General features: G+C 59.9%; 12 protein-coding genes. 11 read left to right on the forward strand and 1 reads right to left on the reverse strand.

Features of this window, described 5'->3' with window-relative positions; all coding sequences use genetic code 11:
• Window positions 1–74: 74 nt before the first annotated feature.
• Complete coding sequence (locus F1563_RS09395) at window positions 75–1,433, forward strand: FHA domain-containing protein (RefSeq protein WP_149302659.1); 1,359 nt, start codon at window positions 75–77, stop codon at window positions 1,431–1,433.
• A gap of 149 nt (window positions 1,434–1,582) precedes the next feature.
• Window positions 1,583–2,311 carry a ThuA domain-containing protein gene (locus tag F1563_RS09400; RefSeq protein WP_069181737.1) on the forward strand — a complete coding sequence of 243 codons (729 nt, stop codon included), beginning with the start codon at window positions 1,583–1,585 and terminating at the stop codon, window positions 2,309–2,311.
• A gap of 23 nt (window positions 2,312–2,334) precedes the next feature.
• Here F1563_RS09400 and deoC read toward each other — a convergent pair whose 3' ends face one another.
• Entirely contained in the window at window positions 2,335–3,006 is a 672-nt protein-coding gene (gene deoC / locus F1563_RS09405) for a deoxyribose-phosphate aldolase (protein WP_002528044.1), read from the reverse strand.
• Between the two features lie 1,586 nt (window positions 3,007–4,592).
• On the opposite strand from deoC, the gene F1563_RS09420 reads away from it, so the two are divergent.
• From F1563_RS09420 to F1563_RS09460, 9 genes are all read left to right on the forward strand, one after another.
• Entirely contained in the window at window positions 4,593–5,726 is a 1,134-nt protein-coding gene (locus F1563_RS09420; RefSeq protein WP_002528038.1) for an inorganic phosphate transporter, read from the forward strand.
• Window positions 5,723–5,956: a hypothetical protein gene (locus F1563_RS09425; RefSeq protein ID WP_002528037.1), complete on the forward strand. Its 234-nt coding sequence runs from the start codon at window positions 5,723–5,725 to the stop codon at window positions 5,954–5,956. The genes F1563_RS09420 and F1563_RS09425 overlap by 4 nt, the downstream gene beginning before the upstream one ends.
• Before the next feature lie 274 nt (window positions 5,957–6,230).
• Window positions 6,231–8,084 carry a molecular chaperone DnaK gene (dnaK, locus tag F1563_RS09430; protein ID WP_002528034.1) on the forward strand — a complete coding sequence of 618 codons (1,854 nt, stop codon included), beginning with the start codon at window positions 6,231–6,233 and terminating at the stop codon, window positions 8,082–8,084.
• Between the two features lie 84 nt (window positions 8,085–8,168).
• A complete protein-coding gene (grpE, locus tag F1563_RS09435) occupies window positions 8,169–8,834 on the forward strand; it encodes a nucleotide exchange factor GrpE (RefSeq protein ID WP_002528033.1) in 666 nt (221 codons plus the stop codon).
• Window positions 8,835–8,907: 73 nt separating this feature from the next.
• On the forward strand, window positions 8,908–10,050 hold the full coding sequence (gene dnaJ, locus F1563_RS09440) for a molecular chaperone DnaJ (RefSeq protein ID WP_002528032.1): 1,143 nt from the start codon (window positions 8,908–8,910) through the stop codon (window positions 10,048–10,050).
• A gap of 1 nt (window position 10,051) precedes the next feature.
• A complete protein-coding gene (locus tag F1563_RS09445; RefSeq protein WP_149302662.1) occupies window positions 10,052–10,513 on the forward strand; it encodes a heat shock protein transcriptional repressor HspR in 462 nt (153 codons plus the stop codon).
• A gap of 109 nt (window positions 10,514–10,622) precedes the next feature.
• Window positions 10,623–11,531 (forward strand): SGNH/GDSL hydrolase family protein, encoded by a 909-nt coding sequence (locus tag F1563_RS09450; protein WP_002528030.1) that lies wholly within the window; start codon window positions 10,623–10,625, stop codon window positions 11,529–11,531.
• Between the two features lie 29 nt (window positions 11,532–11,560).
• Window positions 11,561–12,283 carry an acetolactate decarboxylase gene (budA, locus tag F1563_RS09455; protein ID WP_002528029.1) on the forward strand — a complete coding sequence of 241 codons (723 nt, stop codon included), beginning with the start codon at window positions 11,561–11,563 and terminating at the stop codon, window positions 12,281–12,283.
• A 480-nt stretch (window positions 12,284–12,763) separates the two neighbouring features.
• The gene (locus F1563_RS09460) at window positions 12,764–14,341 is read left to right on the forward strand and encodes an aspartate:alanine exchanger family transporter (protein ID WP_002528027.1); all 1,578 of its coding nucleotides are present in this window, start codon (window positions 12,764–12,766) and stop codon (window positions 14,339–14,341) included.
• Window positions 14,342–14,354: the final 13 nt, after the last annotated feature.

The raw sequence follows: 14,354 nt of genomic DNA on the forward strand, positions 1-14,354 counted from the left end.
GGACGGTTTTGTCGACTCGGGACCCGCGGTCGCGGAATAATGGCCCCAACCGTGCCTCGACTTCTGGAGGATCAATGTCCCAGACTTTCGGTGCTTGGCGTGCCACCTACACCTCTGGTTCCTGGGTGGTGCTAGCCGGGCCGAGCAGCCTCGTCGTCATGCAGCCGGCCGCCCCACGCCACTCAGGCCTGGTGTCGTCCATCTGGCGACAGGTAGCACAGGCCGAGGATCCCGAATCGCTTGTTAAAACCCTTTCGATGATCGGGCTGGCGAAGATGCCAAGCTTGGGGCTGTTCTTTTGGGTGGGCGGGGAGATGCATTCCCTGGCGCGTGGCCAGATCGTCGTCAAGGATGCATCCACTGGCGAGATCGTCAATCATGGTGATGGGCTGTTGACGTGGAGTGAGAAGAAGCTAAACCCGGCTACCGTCGTCGTCGAGATGGAGCAGGCTGAGCAGGGGCTGTCGATGCCACTGTTGCTGGGTGTCGCCCAGGCGAGCAAACTCGTCATCGATGCCACTGGCAACGTTGAACCCCTCGTCGTGCCGGAGACCGACGAGGTCCATCGGCCTCGCGTGTTGACCGACGGAGCGCCCAAACCGTGGACCTCCGAGCTGGAAGAGGCGCAGAAGGCTGACGAGTCTGAGGGCTCCGCCGGGACTGGCGAGGTTGCCGAATCAGGCGGGGCCCCCGACGATGAGGAGCGTGCTCCCGGATTCGTGGCGGTTCCGGCCCCGGGCGAGGTTTCTGAGCCGTCCGTTCCCGCTACAACTGGTGGAACCTGGGAGCCTGGCGGTGAGGATGCCGCTGCTGGTGATGCTGTTGCTTCGGCTCGCGCGCGGGACGAGGCCGGTAATGCCGGCGACGATCAGTCCCAGGACGAATCGGTACACGCTGACGGTGAAGTTCATGCCGGCACCCAGCCGGTGGGTGTGCAACCGGAGTCGTTGGACGTCGTCGCAGCCTTTGCTCCAGATATTGCTGCGAGGCAGCCCGACAGTCCGCGGCAGTTCGACCACCCTCAGGGCGATTCCCACGACAACGGCGATTGGCGCATCGCGTCGGGATCGACGATCAGCCAGTTGTCCTCGCGGCCGGATGCTGCGGCTGCCACCCTTGTCTCGAGCACCGGAGAGGTGACCCACCTTAACCGTCCCGTTCTCATTGGGCGCGCTCCGCGCGGCGAGAATGGCGAGGACGTCATGCGGGTGCCGTCGCCAGGGCAAGACATCAGCCGTACTCACGTCAGGGTTGCTCCCGGCCAGTGGGGTATCGAAGTCACGGATATGCACTCGACAAACGGGACCGTCGTTCACCGCATCGGTCAGGATCCGCTGCGGTTGGAGAGCGGTCAGACCATCGATTTGTCCATCGGTGATTCGGTCGATCTCGGTGACGGAGTTGTCATCACTATTGAGGCTTATCAAGGCTGACGACGCCTTCAGGACGCGAATGTCCCGGAATATCGTTGTTCTGGCCTCAGGAGGAGATGTCAACAAGCTATGCGTCACCTGGTTCGCCCTTTGCGGGTGAGCCTCCTAGTGTGATCCTTTGGCTCACCCAGGATCAGGAAGGAAGTCTGATGGGGCACATTCTCGTTTTGTCGGGGGCTGGGCGTTATGGGGACGGCATCCACGATTTCGACGCGACCTCTGAGGCGGTCTCCCAGATCTTGACTGAGCGGGGTCATCAGGTGGAGGTGAGGCGTTCGGAGCCGGAGGCTTTGGATCACCTCGCAGGCGCGGACCTGCTCATCGTCAATACTGGGGGTGGCGATCCGGAAGAAGGATGGGACTACATTCCGGAATGGTCGCGTGCTCATAACGAGATCTTGGAACATCACGAGGCCGGCAAACCGGTCCTCGGGCTACATACCGCGTGTAACACCTTCTGTGACTGGGACTTGTGGCCGTCCATCCTTGGCGGTAAGTGGGTACTGGGGGTGAGCGGACATCCCGAGAGATCCTATGCGGTTTTTGAGCCCATGCCCGAAGCGGCGGATCACCCGATTCTGCGCGGTGTTGAGCAGGTAGTGGTCTATGACGAGCGCTACTCTGACTTAGACGTCAATCCACTCGCGACCCCGCTGCTTTTCCATGAGACCGGCGAGGAATTCCACCCAATGTGCTGGGTGATGGGCAATAGTGTTGTATATGACGGTCTGGGTCATTCACCGCGCTCGTACTATTCAGCGTCGCGGCGCCAACTGTTGTGCAACGAGGTCTCGTGGTTGCTCAATTGGAAGCGTCGCGAGGCTGCTGCCGAGGGGCCGGCTCAGGTCTTTCCGGAGTCGACCCAGCCTGGGCGTTGACAGTGCGGATACCGCGTACAGTGTCACACCTTGGGAGCTCCGGCAAGGATCTTGGCGGTCGAGGAAACTCCTAGACGCGTCGCCCCGGCCTCGACCATTGCGCATGCCGTCTGGTAATCGCGGATGCCACCTGACGCTTTGACACCCAGTCGCCCACCGACTGTGTCGGCCATGATTTTGACGGCCTCAACGCTTGCGCCGCCGCTCGGGTGGAAGCCCGTTGAGGTCTTGACGAAGTCGGCACCGGCCTTTTCGGCGGCCTGGCACGCCCGCACGATCTCGTCGCTGGTCAGTACGGCCGACTCGATGATGACCTTGAGGATCTTTGGATCCGGAACAGCTTGCTTGACAGCAGCGATGTCGGCGGTGACGTCCTCCCAACGCCCCTCCTTTACCAGCCCAAGATTGATCACCATGTCGACCTCGTCAGCCCCAGCGGTGACGGCTTCGCGAGCCTCAGCAGCCTTTACTGCGCTGGTGTGTTTGCCCGACGGAAACCCGCACACGACGGCTAGGTGGACGTCACCCATGTTGAGGTCCAGCGGCAGCATCGACGGCGACACGCACACCGACCACGTTCCGTACTCTTTCGCATCAGCGACCAGTTTGGTGACGTCGTCGTGGGTGGCCTCGGGGGTTAGCAAGGTGTGATCGATCAGGTGGGCCAAGTCGGTGGCCGACGGGCTGGGGGACATGCCAATCTCCTTCGGTTGGGGGCAGGTTCACTCTACCTGTGGCTAATGCCTCATGGTGGACGCGAGGGGGCTGATCGAGTTTGTGGCGGTTATGTCCAGAATCCAGCCACGTGCTACCTGGGGTGGCAGGCGGGGCGGTTGTGACCAGGATTGCCATGCACGCTCGGGCCCGGTTGCGTTCCTGCCAGGGAAGGGGCTGATTGCACACATGCGATCAGCCCCACACGGTTGGCTTGGTTCGATGGCTGCAACCTTTGACGAGGTCGATGATACTTATTCCCGTTTTCTATCTTTTTCTTTGCCGTCTTTTTCATCGGTCAAGGTTTCCGAAAGAATCAATATTCTACAGGTGAACAATCACCATGGTCTTTGTGTATGAGGAAGAGATTTGGCTTTTTCGTGACGATCTAAAGTGCTGACATGATCGTCGTTAAGGTGGCCACCGACATCATGGGATTCGCTGGATGTCAATGTGGAATTAGCTTTTGATGTTTTTGTCTGGTTAGTTTCCTTGAAGATTTGCCCACGGCTCGCACCTTCCGAAACGTCTCATATTTGGTTTCGGGAGAATCTCAACAGTACTGTCACTTCTTTCTTGTCTTTTCCGGGCTAAATTGGATGAATTTGCGTTTTGTGGAGGATGGAAGCTTGTCGTGGGGGATTGTTGGAGCGGTCTTGGTCCACTGCCATCATGTTGGGTCAACCACGATTGGAAAGGACGCTCCGCGCAAGTCGACATATTGGCGGGTGATGTCATCTGGGAGAACCTCGTATCACCGGGTGGGCAGTTGGTGTCCCGATGTGTCGACCGCCCATGATGTAGCTATCGTTCCTACGGGGTCTCGATGTAGGCCAGTAATGTAAAACCATCTATGCGAAGTTTTATCAGATCGCCATCGGGTATGGTGGTGTGATAATCAACGTGATCCGAGGAAGAGATGAGCGATATTTGACTACCATTGTTGGTGGGGGTTGCCGCGGCGTTCTGGTTATGATTGGTTGAGATCATGAAGGCTGAATAGTCACTGGTTTGGATTCCGCTGGCATGGGCTAAACGGTGTCGATGGAATTGGGTATTATCCAGGCTTTGACGCTGACTATTCCGATGTATTTTGGAGATTGTGGAGGTATTCGATGGGTTAAAAATGTCGTATTGTTCCGGAGGTGCTCTGCGGGGGATGAGGGAACTCCTATACCTGAGAATGACGCCGCCGTAAAAAAGAAGAGGTGTAATTAGAATTTGTAGTTTCTTGGTTGTCTTTCGTTGGTGAAAGACTACTTTAATGTACCGAATACATAACGCACGAGCATAGCTGTGAAGCCGAAGTGCGTCATGAATTGTGGTCTTAGGGTTGACCGTCTCGGTGCGTGCTTACCCGACCCCTGGCAACAGTGTGGGGGCGGAACCGCCATTGTGCCCACAGTGGTGATGGGGTTGGGGAATGAGTGATGCCCCGGGCGCGGTAACGTGTCAGCTGGCTGGAACTGCTCCCGGGTTCTGGTCGACCGTCCTCTCCGCCCCGGTGAGGGGCGGGGGATCCCAGCTTGCCGTCCGGGGGCGTTACGGCCCGCACGAAGGATCTTGCATGAGTTCGACTCTGTTAATCGTGGTTATCGTCGTTGTGACGGCGTTGGCATTCGACTTCACTAACGGTTTCCACGACTCGGCCAACGCCATGGCGACGTCGGTGGCAACCGGAGCACTCAAGCCTAGGGTGGCCGTCATGATCGCGGCGGTGCTCAATGTCATTGGTGCCTGCCTGTCGACTGAGGTTGCCAAGACGATCTCAGGCGGTATTGTTAACGACCACCTGGTTACCGCTCCCATGGTCCTCGCTGGCCTTATCGGCGCCATCATTTGGAACCTAGCGACGTGGTTGTTCGGTTTGCCATCCAGCTCCTCCCACGCCCTCTTTGGTGGCCTTATCGGTGCTGTGCTGGTTGAGGCTGGCATGAGCGGCATCAATGCTGGCAAGGTCATGAGCAAGATCATCCTGCCAGCCTTGGTTGCCCCGTTCGTTGCTGGTGTTGCGGCCTTGTTTGCCACCTGGCTGGCCTACCGCATCACCGACCACTCCTCGCCAATATTCCTCAACGGTCAGCGAGTCTCGGCCTCCATGGTTGCCCTCGCTCACGGCACCTCTGATGGTCAAAAGACGATGGGCGTCATTACTCTGATTCTCATTTCCGCTGGCTATCAGGTCTCTGGCACTGGCCCAGAATGGTGGGTGATCCTGGCTGCCGGCTGTGCCATTGGATTAGGCACTTACTCGGGTGGCTGGCGCATCATGCGGACCATGGGCAAGGGGCTATGTGATATCGAGTCTCCGCAGGGTTTCGCCGCCGAGACGGCCTCCACGGCTGCCATCTTGGCCTCCTCGCACCTGGGTTTTGCCCTATCGACGACCCACGTCTGCTCGGGTTCGATCCTGGGTTCGGGAATCGGTCGTCGCACTGAGGTTCGCTGGGCTACCGCTGGAAAGATGGTCATCGCGTGGCTCGTTACCCTGCCCGCTGCTGCCCTTGTTGGCGCTGTCACCTCAGCTATTGCCGGTGTCGGTGCCTGGGGCGTCATTGTCGATCTGGCCTTGCTGGCTATCATGGCCGCACTCATCGTCCGTCAGGCCAATCAGCACAAGGTTGACCATAGGAACGTTAACGACTCCACCCAGGTGGGCGTCCGTAAGGGCTCCGCCGTTGCCGGAGGGACTGCAGCATGAATATCGATTGGACTTCCTTAGGACTGGTGTCCATCGTCACCATTGCGGCTACTGTTCTTATCGTCTCCATCGTTTCGGGTGGGGCAGTGATGCTGGACCGGGCACATGCGCGCACGGAAGCTGGCAGCGACGGAGCCGCTGGGTTGGTGGCTTTGGGCTGGACTGCTATTGGCGTCGCAGGCCTCATCGTCTTGTATGGGTTATACCTGCTCATCCCGTACTTTCACTGAGGTGTAGATATGAACTGCCGGACGGATTTGTCGTCCGGCATTTTTGTGGTCTGACAAAGTGGGCTCTGAATGTCTGACGAGGTGGGCCCTGACGCGAGCGTCGAGGGGCCTGGAATACATCCGACAGCCCATCAGTTGAGCCTGGCGAACTCAACTTCATGAAAAATCAGCCAACGTCGACTTGAGTGTTAGCGACTCAGATTCTAAGGTTGAGTCGAAGTCGCTCAAGGGAATGTACTCCCAAGAACATTCGTCCATCAGGAGGAAATCAACCATGGCCCGTTCAGTCGGTATCGACCTCGGAACCACCAACTCGTGCGTCGCTGTCCTCGAGGGCGGCGAGCCCACCGTCATCCCGAACGCTGAGGGTGCCCGTACCACCCCGTCGGTGGTCGCTTTCACTAACTCCGGTGAGACTCTCGTCGGCGAGGTCGCCAAGCGGCAGGCCGTTACCAACGTTGACCGCACCGTTCGCTCCGTCAAGCGCCACATGGGTGAGACGTGGACGATGGGCGTTGACGATAAGACCTACAAGCCCCAGCAGATCAGTGCGTTCATCCTGCAGAAGCTCAAGAGAGATGCTGAGGCTTACCTCGGCGAGCCGGTTACCAACGCCGTCATCACCGTCCCGGCTTACTTCTCTGATGCTCAGCGTCAGGCCACCAAGGAAGCCGGTGAGATCGCCGGTCTGACTGTTGACCGCATCGTCAACGAGCCCACCGCAGCCGCCTTGGCATATGGCCTCGATAAGGCTGACAAGGAACAGACCGTCCTGGTCTTCGACCTCGGCGGCGGCACCTTTGACGTTTCCCTGCTCGACATCTCCGACGGCGTCTTCGAGGTGAAGGCCACCAATGGCGATAACCACCTTGGCGGTGATGATTGGGACCAGCGCATCGTCGACTGGCTCGTCACCCAGTTCAAGAACGCCAACGGCATCGACCTGGCTGCTGACAAGATGGCCAAGCAGCGTCTGCAAGAGGCCGCCGAGCGCGCCAAGATTGAGCTGTCGCAGGCTTCTGAGACCCACATCAATCTGCCTTACATCACTGCTGGTGCCGCCGGACCTCTCCACCTTGACGAAAAGCTGACCCGCGCCGAGTTCCAGCGCATGACCTCTGACCTTCTTGAGCGTTGCCGTACCCCGTTCAACGCGGTCATGAAAGATGCTGGTCTCAACGTCTCTCAGATTGATGAGGTCATCCTCGTGGGTGGCTCGACCCGTATGCCGGCCGTCGCCGAGCTCGTTAAGGAGCTTGCTGGCAAGGAGCCGCACAAGGGCGTTAACCCTGATGAGGTTGTGGCCCTCGGTGCTTCCCTGCAGGCCGGTGTCCTTAAGGGTGAGGTCAAGGATGTGCTGCTGCTTGACGTCACCCCGCTGAGCCTCGGCATCGAGACCAAGGGCGGCGTGATGACCAAGATCATTGAGCGCAACACCACCATCCCGACCAAGCGTTCGGAGGTATTCACTACTGCTGAGGACAACCAGCCGTCGGTGATGATCCAGGTCTTTCAGGGCGAGCGCGAGTTCGTCCGCGACAACAAGTCGCTGGGCAATTTTGAGCTGACCGGCCTGATGCCGGCCCCGCGCGGCATCCCGCAGATCGAGGTGTCCTTCGATATTGACGCCAACGGTATCGTCCACGTTCACGCCAAGGACATGGCCACCGGCAAGGAGCAGTCCATGACTGTTACCGGCGGATCCGCCTTGGGCAAGGACGAGATTGACCGCATGGTTAAAGAGGCCGAGGCTAACGCCGAGTCTGACAAGAAGCGTCGCGAGGCCGTCGAGATGCGTAACGAGGCTGACGCCTTAGCTTTCCGCACCGAGAAGCTGCTTGACGAGAACTCCGACAAGATTCCTGAGGACACTAAGGCCCCGGTGACCGAGGCCATCGCCAAGTTGAAGGAGACCCTGAAGGGCACCGATAACGACGACGAGGTTAAGGCCGCCATGGACGACCTCAACCAGAAGGCATCCGCCATGGGTCAGGCGATCTACGCTGCCGCTCAGCAGGCTCAGGCCGAGAACCCGCAGGGTCAGGACTCCGAGTCGGCCAACTCGGAGTCCGGCGATGACACCGTCGTGGACGCCGAGATCGTGGACGACGAGGACGAGAAGAAGTGACCGGGGCCACGGCCTGCCCCCAATCCTGCCGCCGGGTCGCCAAAACGACGGCCCGGCGGTCGTCACTCACGTGGAGGAGCACAGATGACTGATAAGAACGTCAATCCTGACGATGACCAGGCCGACGAGAACCGCGACGATAACGTCGACGAGCGCTTTGCCGACATCGTTGGTGACGTCGACATCGACGCTGATCAGTCGGCCACTGACTCGCAGGCTCCAGAAGAACTGTCCCGCGAGTCCCAGTTGGAGGCTCTGCTGGCCGAGCGTACCGAGGACCTGCAGCGTCTACAGGCCGAATACGTCAACTACAAGAGGCGCGTCGACCGTGACCGCGCGTTATCGCGTCAGTCCGGCGTGGATAAGGTCATCACTGCCCTCATGCCGGTGCTCGACTCAATCGCCATGGCTCGTCAGCACGGTGAGGTTGAGGGCGGATTCAAGCTCGTCGTCGATGAACTGGAGAAGGTCGCCAATAATCACGGGCTGACCAGTTTCGGTGAAGTGGGTGACGCCTTCGACCCGAACCTCCACGAGGCACTGATGCAGATGCCGATGGAGGGGGTCTCCGTCACCTCCGTCAGCCAGGTGATGCAGCCCGGTTATAAGCTCGGCGATCGCGTCCTGCGCCCGGCCCGCGTGGCCGTTTCGGATCCCGACCCCAACGCCACCCCGGTCGATGAGTCCGCCCAGGCGGATGGCGAGTCCGCTCAGGCTGACGAGGACGACGAGACGCCGCATAACGACTGACGGCGATCGAGGCCGACAACGATGAAGCGGCCATGACGACAAACCCGACGATGGCTAGGGAGGGAGGAACTAGATGAGTACCAAGGACTGGGCCGAGAAGGACTACTACAAGATTCTCGGTGTCTCCAAGGACGCGAAGCCCGAAGAGATTAAGAAAGCGTTCCGCAAGATCGCCCGGGACAACCATCCCGACTCCCACCCTGGTGATAAAGCCGCTGAGGCTCGTTTCAAGGAGGCCTCAGAGGCCAACGACGTGCTGTCGAACGCCAAGAAGCGCAAGGAGTACGACCAGGCTCGTAGCCTGTTCGGATCAGCAGGTGGATTCCGGTTCCCACGAGGTGGAACCCAGACCAACGTCAACGTGGAGGACTTCCTGCGTACTGCCTCCAACGGGGACGGGTTCGGTGACCTGTTTGGCAATCTCTTTGGGGCTACTGGAGGACGTCGCACAGCATCCCGGTCGCCACGTCGGGGAGCTGACGTTGAAGGGGAGACGACGATCTCCTTCGACGACGCCGTGACTGGGACCACCGTCACTATGGACATGGTCTCGCAAGCCCCCTGTCAGGCATGTCGGGGGACCGGAGCCAGGGCTGGCACCGTACCGCGGGTATGCTCGACTTGCCAAGGGTCAGGCATGCACGCCAGCTCGGCCGGCGGGGTGTTCGAGATGACCGAACCCTGCCCGGATTGCCACGGACGAGGCATGGTTGTTGAGGACCCCTGCCAGGTCTGCCATGGATCGGGACGGGCTAAGTCCACTAAGTCCATGCAGATCCGCATTCCTGCCGGGGTGGAGGATGGTCAGCGTATCCGTATCAAGGGCAAGGGATCCCCTGGCGAGAACGGCGGGAGGGCCGGTGACCTGTACGTCAAGGTGGCGGTGCGTCCTCACGAGGTCTTTGGCCGCGACGGTCACAACCTCACCGTCACCGTGCCGGTAACTTTCCCGGAGGCTACGTTGGGTGCCGAGGTTGAGGTGCCCACTTTGACGGGGGCGACCGTCCGACTGCGTATCCCCGCCGGGACACCGAATGGACGCACCTTCCGAGTGCGAGGACGCGGTGTGCCGCGTTCCGATGGCAGCAAGGGTGACCTGCTAGCCACCGTTGAGATAGCTGTGCCGGAAAATCTTGACGACAACTCCCGTCAGGCTGTGGAGAGGCTTCGCGACACTATTCGGCAGGCCACGCCGCGACCATGGGAGGTGAAGTGAGATGGTGCGGCGCAGCAGGAACTTGTCCGACGCTGTCGATCTTGCGGTGATCGACAAGGACGCTGCCATCTTCGCCATCTCGGTGGCTGCTGAGCTTGCCGGGATGCACCCTCAGACCCTACGCACCTACGATCGGCTCGGACTTGTGGTACCCGAGCGCACCAGCGGGCGGGGGCGTCGATACTCGATGCGTGACGTTGCCGCCTTGCGGATGGTCCAGCACCTGTCCCAGGAAGAGGGGATTAACCTCAACGGGATCCGACGAATCCTCCAGATGGAGCGTCGGATCGAGCAGCTGTCGGAGCAGGTGGATCAGCTCACCGACACCGTGCGAGGGATGCAAGCGGCGCGTTACAAGGGCGGTGAGGACCCGAGGGTCTTCACCGCAGAGTCGACCGGCCGCGTGCATATGGGCCGAACGGTCGTTCATGCCCAGCTGGCACTGCCTGCCCACCGCGGCTGACCTCGGATCACAATAGGCGGGTGTGGGCCTGCTGCGGATCCGCTAAAAGCAAATCGGATTCCCACTCCCAGATGCAGACAGGTGGGGTTGGGCAAGGCATGATGAGAGTATGAAGAGAATTCTTAGGATTCTCAGCGTTATGGTCGCTGTGGTAGTCGTGGCAGGAATCGCGATCGGGTTGCGACCCAATTCCCATGCCTTCGGGTCAGTATTCCAGGGCCGCCATATATCCGATGCCGCGAGCGTGTCGAACTTAGCAGTGGGCACGATCGCATCGTCTGCTGTCTCGTCGGCGGTGACGTCGGCCCCAACTCCGGCAGCGTACGCCACCCGGAAAGTGACAGGGCATGGGGGAACGTTGGCGACCCTCGGCTTGGGTGATTCGGTGCCGCAGGGCGGTCCATGTACCAACTGCACGACGTTCATTGAGAGGGTCGGCACCGATATGGCGCGTAAAGCCGGGGTGAAAGCTGCGGTGCGTAACGAGTCGGTAGCGGGATACAAGACCGCTGATGTGTTGACCCAGCTTGAGTCCAACAGTACGAAATCCCTGCTGGAAACGTCTGATCTAGTCATCGTGACGATTGGGGCAAACGACTTTGATCTTGACACGCTCGTGGGTCAGTGCGCCCATTCCGATGTGTCGTGTGTAGCTGATGATGTCAACGATGTGACCGGTCGAGTGCGGACGATCCTGGAACGCGTCAAGGCCGGCATGAGCACGCCGGGGGCGACTGTTGTCGTCACCGGGTATTGGAATGTAGGGTTTGACGGCAAAGCTGGACGTAACAAGGGGCCCGACTACGTCAAGGTGGCCGATATGGTCACTGAGGCATTCAACGCCAACGTCAAGAAGATCGCCAACGAGGTTGGAGTGGTATACGTCGACGTCCGTACTCCGTTTAAGGGGGCAGATGGTAACCGTGATGACACAGCACTGCTTATGGACGACGGGGATCACCCGTCCGAGGAAGGGCATAAGGTGCTGGCCGAGGCTGTGGAGGCCGAGCTGTCCTGACGAGGGTAGTGAACCCGTAGGGTGACGGCGTGAACAGGCACGAGTTCTTTCAGACCAGCCTCATCTCCTCTCTCATGGATGGGGTCTATGAGGATGAAATGACGATCGGTGAATTGCTGTCTCACGGCTCTTTCGGATTGGGGACTTTCAATGCCCTTGACGGCGAGATGGTTATCCTGGATGGGCACTGCTACCAGTTGCGAGGGGACGGAATGAGTCGTCCTGCGCCGTTCGGGGCTAGGACGCCGTACGCGATGGTGACGAATTTCGTGCCGTCCCATCGGCTCGAGGTCCACTCACCGATGATGCGAGCCGAGATTTCCAAACTTATTGATGAGGTACTACCTAGTGCGAATTACATGTATGCGTTGCGGATTACTGGGTTCGTCAACTGGGTGATGACGCGCACTGTCGTGCAACAGTCCAAGCCGTATCGGCCGATGGTGGAGGCTACTAATGGCGAGGAGATTGTGCGAAGTGAGGACGTTAATGGGGTGTTCGTTGGGTTCCGCACTCCGGTTTATCAGCAGGGTATTTCGGTTCCGGGGTGTCACGTGCACTTCGTCACGGACTCTCGGGATCATGGCGGCCACGTCGTGGATTTCCAGTTGGGACACGGTCTGGTCGAGGTGTGCGTCGGAACGGATCTGCGGTTGAGGTTGCCGATCAGTACTGAGTTTGAGCACGCCGAGTTAGCTCCGGAAAACCTAGCCGCTCAGGTTGCGAAAACTGAGCATGTGGCAGGGGAGTGACGTCCGTTCCGTGGCCTGGGAAGCCGGGAAGCGCAGGCAGGAGCTTAGCTCAGGGAGTGTGTTGCGCCCACATCGGGCACCGTGCCGTAGCCGAATCTTCACCCGACTTTTAGGTGAGGAATAGCTCCGTTCATATTCCCCTATCAAATAGTGTCGGCAATGAGGTCGGTCCGCTGACAAAGGATCAACGGTGACACAAACCATGCTTGCTGAATGTTTTCACGCCGCGGATCGGACCATTGCCTACCAGGGCAACCCGATCCACATCATCGTCAAGCCCTGACGTTGCACCTGCTCAGCGCATCACGGGTGCCGTCGTGACCCCCTCGCGTTGCGCGGAATCGATCTGTGCGGCTGTGTGCGGCGTCTGTGTCTGAGTGAAGTCCTACAATTCATGAGTTAGACCCCGGACCACCGGGATTGCTGCGACGACGCATCCTGCCGTCGTGGCGGGAGCGTCGGCACGATGTCAGGAGCCTCATGACAGTACTGACCGACTTCCTCGCCACGCATCAACTGCTGACGATCCTCATTGTCCTGGCTTCCGGCGCCCTGCTAGGCCAAATCAAGTTCGGCCCGTTGAGATTCGGTGCCGCTGGAGCCCTGTTCATGGGATTGGTTGTCGGGGCCCTCGACCCTCGCTTCGGCCAAAATCTCGGGATGACCAAAGGCCTGGGCGTGGTGCTGTTTTGCTACACCGTCGGTCTGGCTGCCGGATCGACTTTCTTGTCCGACCTCAAACGCCAGTGGAGCCTCATGCTCGCCGGTGTTGTCGGGTTGGCAGTGATGGCCGTAGCCGGACTCGGCCTGGGACGACTATTCGGCTTAACTCCGGCCCACGTCGCGGGCTTGTACGCCGGCGTCCTCACCTCACCGGCTATTGACGCCGCGTCGACGGCTACTCACGGGGCTGGGAACACTCTTGTAGGGTACGCGTTGTCCTATCCGGTGGGTGTTGTTGTCGGGCTTATCATGGTCGCATTCATTGCTAAGCGGCGTTGGCCCGCCGCCAAGGACAACACCTCGATGGCTGAGGCTGGACTTACCTCGGTGTCGACAGTCGTTGACCGGGAGACGTCGATCCGGGAGACCCCAGGCTTCAACGACGATCAGATTCGGATGTCCTATCTGCTGCGCGACGGTGAAATGCGGCTGGCCGCCCCTGACGACGACCTTCATGTCGGCGACCAGGTGCTGGTGGTCGGAAACCCTGACGACGTTGATCGCGCCGTCAAGCACCTCGGACACGTCTCGGAGCGCACCCTTACCAACGAGCGCCGCGAGATTGATTTCCGACGCTTCCTGGTGTCTAACCCCGCCTTGGTGGGTCATACCCTGGGCAGCATCGATGTGCGCGGGCGAACCAGCGGCAAGGTGACGCGAGTGCGTCGCGGTGACCTCGATATGTTGGCCCGCGACGACATCGTCCTGCAGCCCGGCGACCGGGTGCTGTGCGTCGTGCCAGCTCATCGCCTTTCCGACGCTGCGGACTTCTTTGGTGACTCTGAAGCTCGCGTCTCCCAAGTAGATGCCCTGTCCTTGGGGCTGGGCGCTGCCCTCGGTTTACTGCTTGGTGCTCTCATGGTGGCTTTGCCTGGAGGGTTGCAGTTCGAGTTGGGAACCGCTGCCGGGCCGCTCGTCATGGGTATGATTTTGGGCTCGATCCACCGTACGGGGCCGCTGCGCTGGCAGTTGCCGCATGCTACGAACGCGATCCTGCGTCAGCTCGGTCTCATGATCTTCCTGGCCTGTGTCGGATTGGCCTCCGGTCCGGCATTCCTGTCCCAGGCGGCGAGTTGGACAGGGTTGGCGGTTATTGGCGTCTCGGCAGTGACTTTGGTCCTCGGTGGCGCGATCGTCATCGTGGCGGCCTGGTTTATGAAGCTGTCGGCCCAGCGCGCCACGGGAGCTTTCGCAGGCTTCGTCGGTCAGCCCGCCATTCTCAGCTACGCTAACTCCCTCGTTAACGACGAACGGATCGAGTCGGCCTACGGTGCCCTCTTCGCGCTGGGCACGATCGTCAAGATTCTGCTAGTGCAGGTGATCGTGCTGGTCTGAGTTGTCGATCGGA

Source organism: Cutibacterium modestum (genome assembly GCF_008326345.1).
Taxonomy (GTDB): Bacteria; Actinomycetota; Actinomycetes; order Propionibacteriales; family Propionibacteriaceae; genus Cutibacterium; species Cutibacterium modestum.

What these genes read in the sequence shown, in the direction of transcription:
- F1563_RS09450 (WP_002528030.1), top strand. Translation starts at nt 10,623, where the DNA reads ATGAAGAGAATTCTTAGGATTCTCAGCGTTATGGTCGCTGTGGTAGTC.
- F1563_RS09400 (WP_069181737.1), top strand. Translation starts at nt 1,583, where the DNA reads ATGGGGCACATTCTCGTTTTGTCGGGGGCTGGGCGTTATGGGGACGGC.
- dnaJ (WP_002528032.1), top strand. Translation starts at nt 8,908, where the DNA reads ATGAGTACCAAGGACTGGGCCGAGAAGGACTACTACAAGATTCTCGGT.
- F1563_RS09420 (WP_002528038.1), top strand. Translation starts at nt 4,593, where the DNA reads ATGAGTTCGACTCTGTTAATCGTGGTTATCGTCGTTGTGACGGCGTTG.
- deoC (WP_002528044.1), bottom strand. Translation starts at nt 3,006, where the DNA reads ATGTCCCCCAGCCCGTCGGCCACCGACTTGGCCCACCTGATCGATCAC.
- grpE (WP_002528033.1), top strand. Translation starts at nt 8,169, where the DNA reads ATGACTGATAAGAACGTCAATCCTGACGATGACCAGGCCGACGAGAAC.
- F1563_RS09395 (WP_149302659.1), top strand. Translation starts at nt 75, where the DNA reads ATGTCCCAGACTTTCGGTGCTTGGCGTGCCACCTACACCTCTGGTTCC.
- F1563_RS09445 (WP_149302662.1), top strand. Translation starts at nt 10,052, where the DNA reads ATGGTGCGGCGCAGCAGGAACTTGTCCGACGCTGTCGATCTTGCGGTG.
- dnaK (WP_002528034.1), top strand. Translation starts at nt 6,231, where the DNA reads ATGGCCCGTTCAGTCGGTATCGACCTCGGAACCACCAACTCGTGCGTC.
- F1563_RS09460 (WP_002528027.1), top strand. Translation starts at nt 12,764, where the DNA reads ATGACAGTACTGACCGACTTCCTCGCCACGCATCAACTGCTGACGATC.
- F1563_RS09425 (WP_002528037.1), top strand. Translation starts at nt 5,723, where the DNA reads ATGAATATCGATTGGACTTCCTTAGGACTGGTGTCCATCGTCACCATT.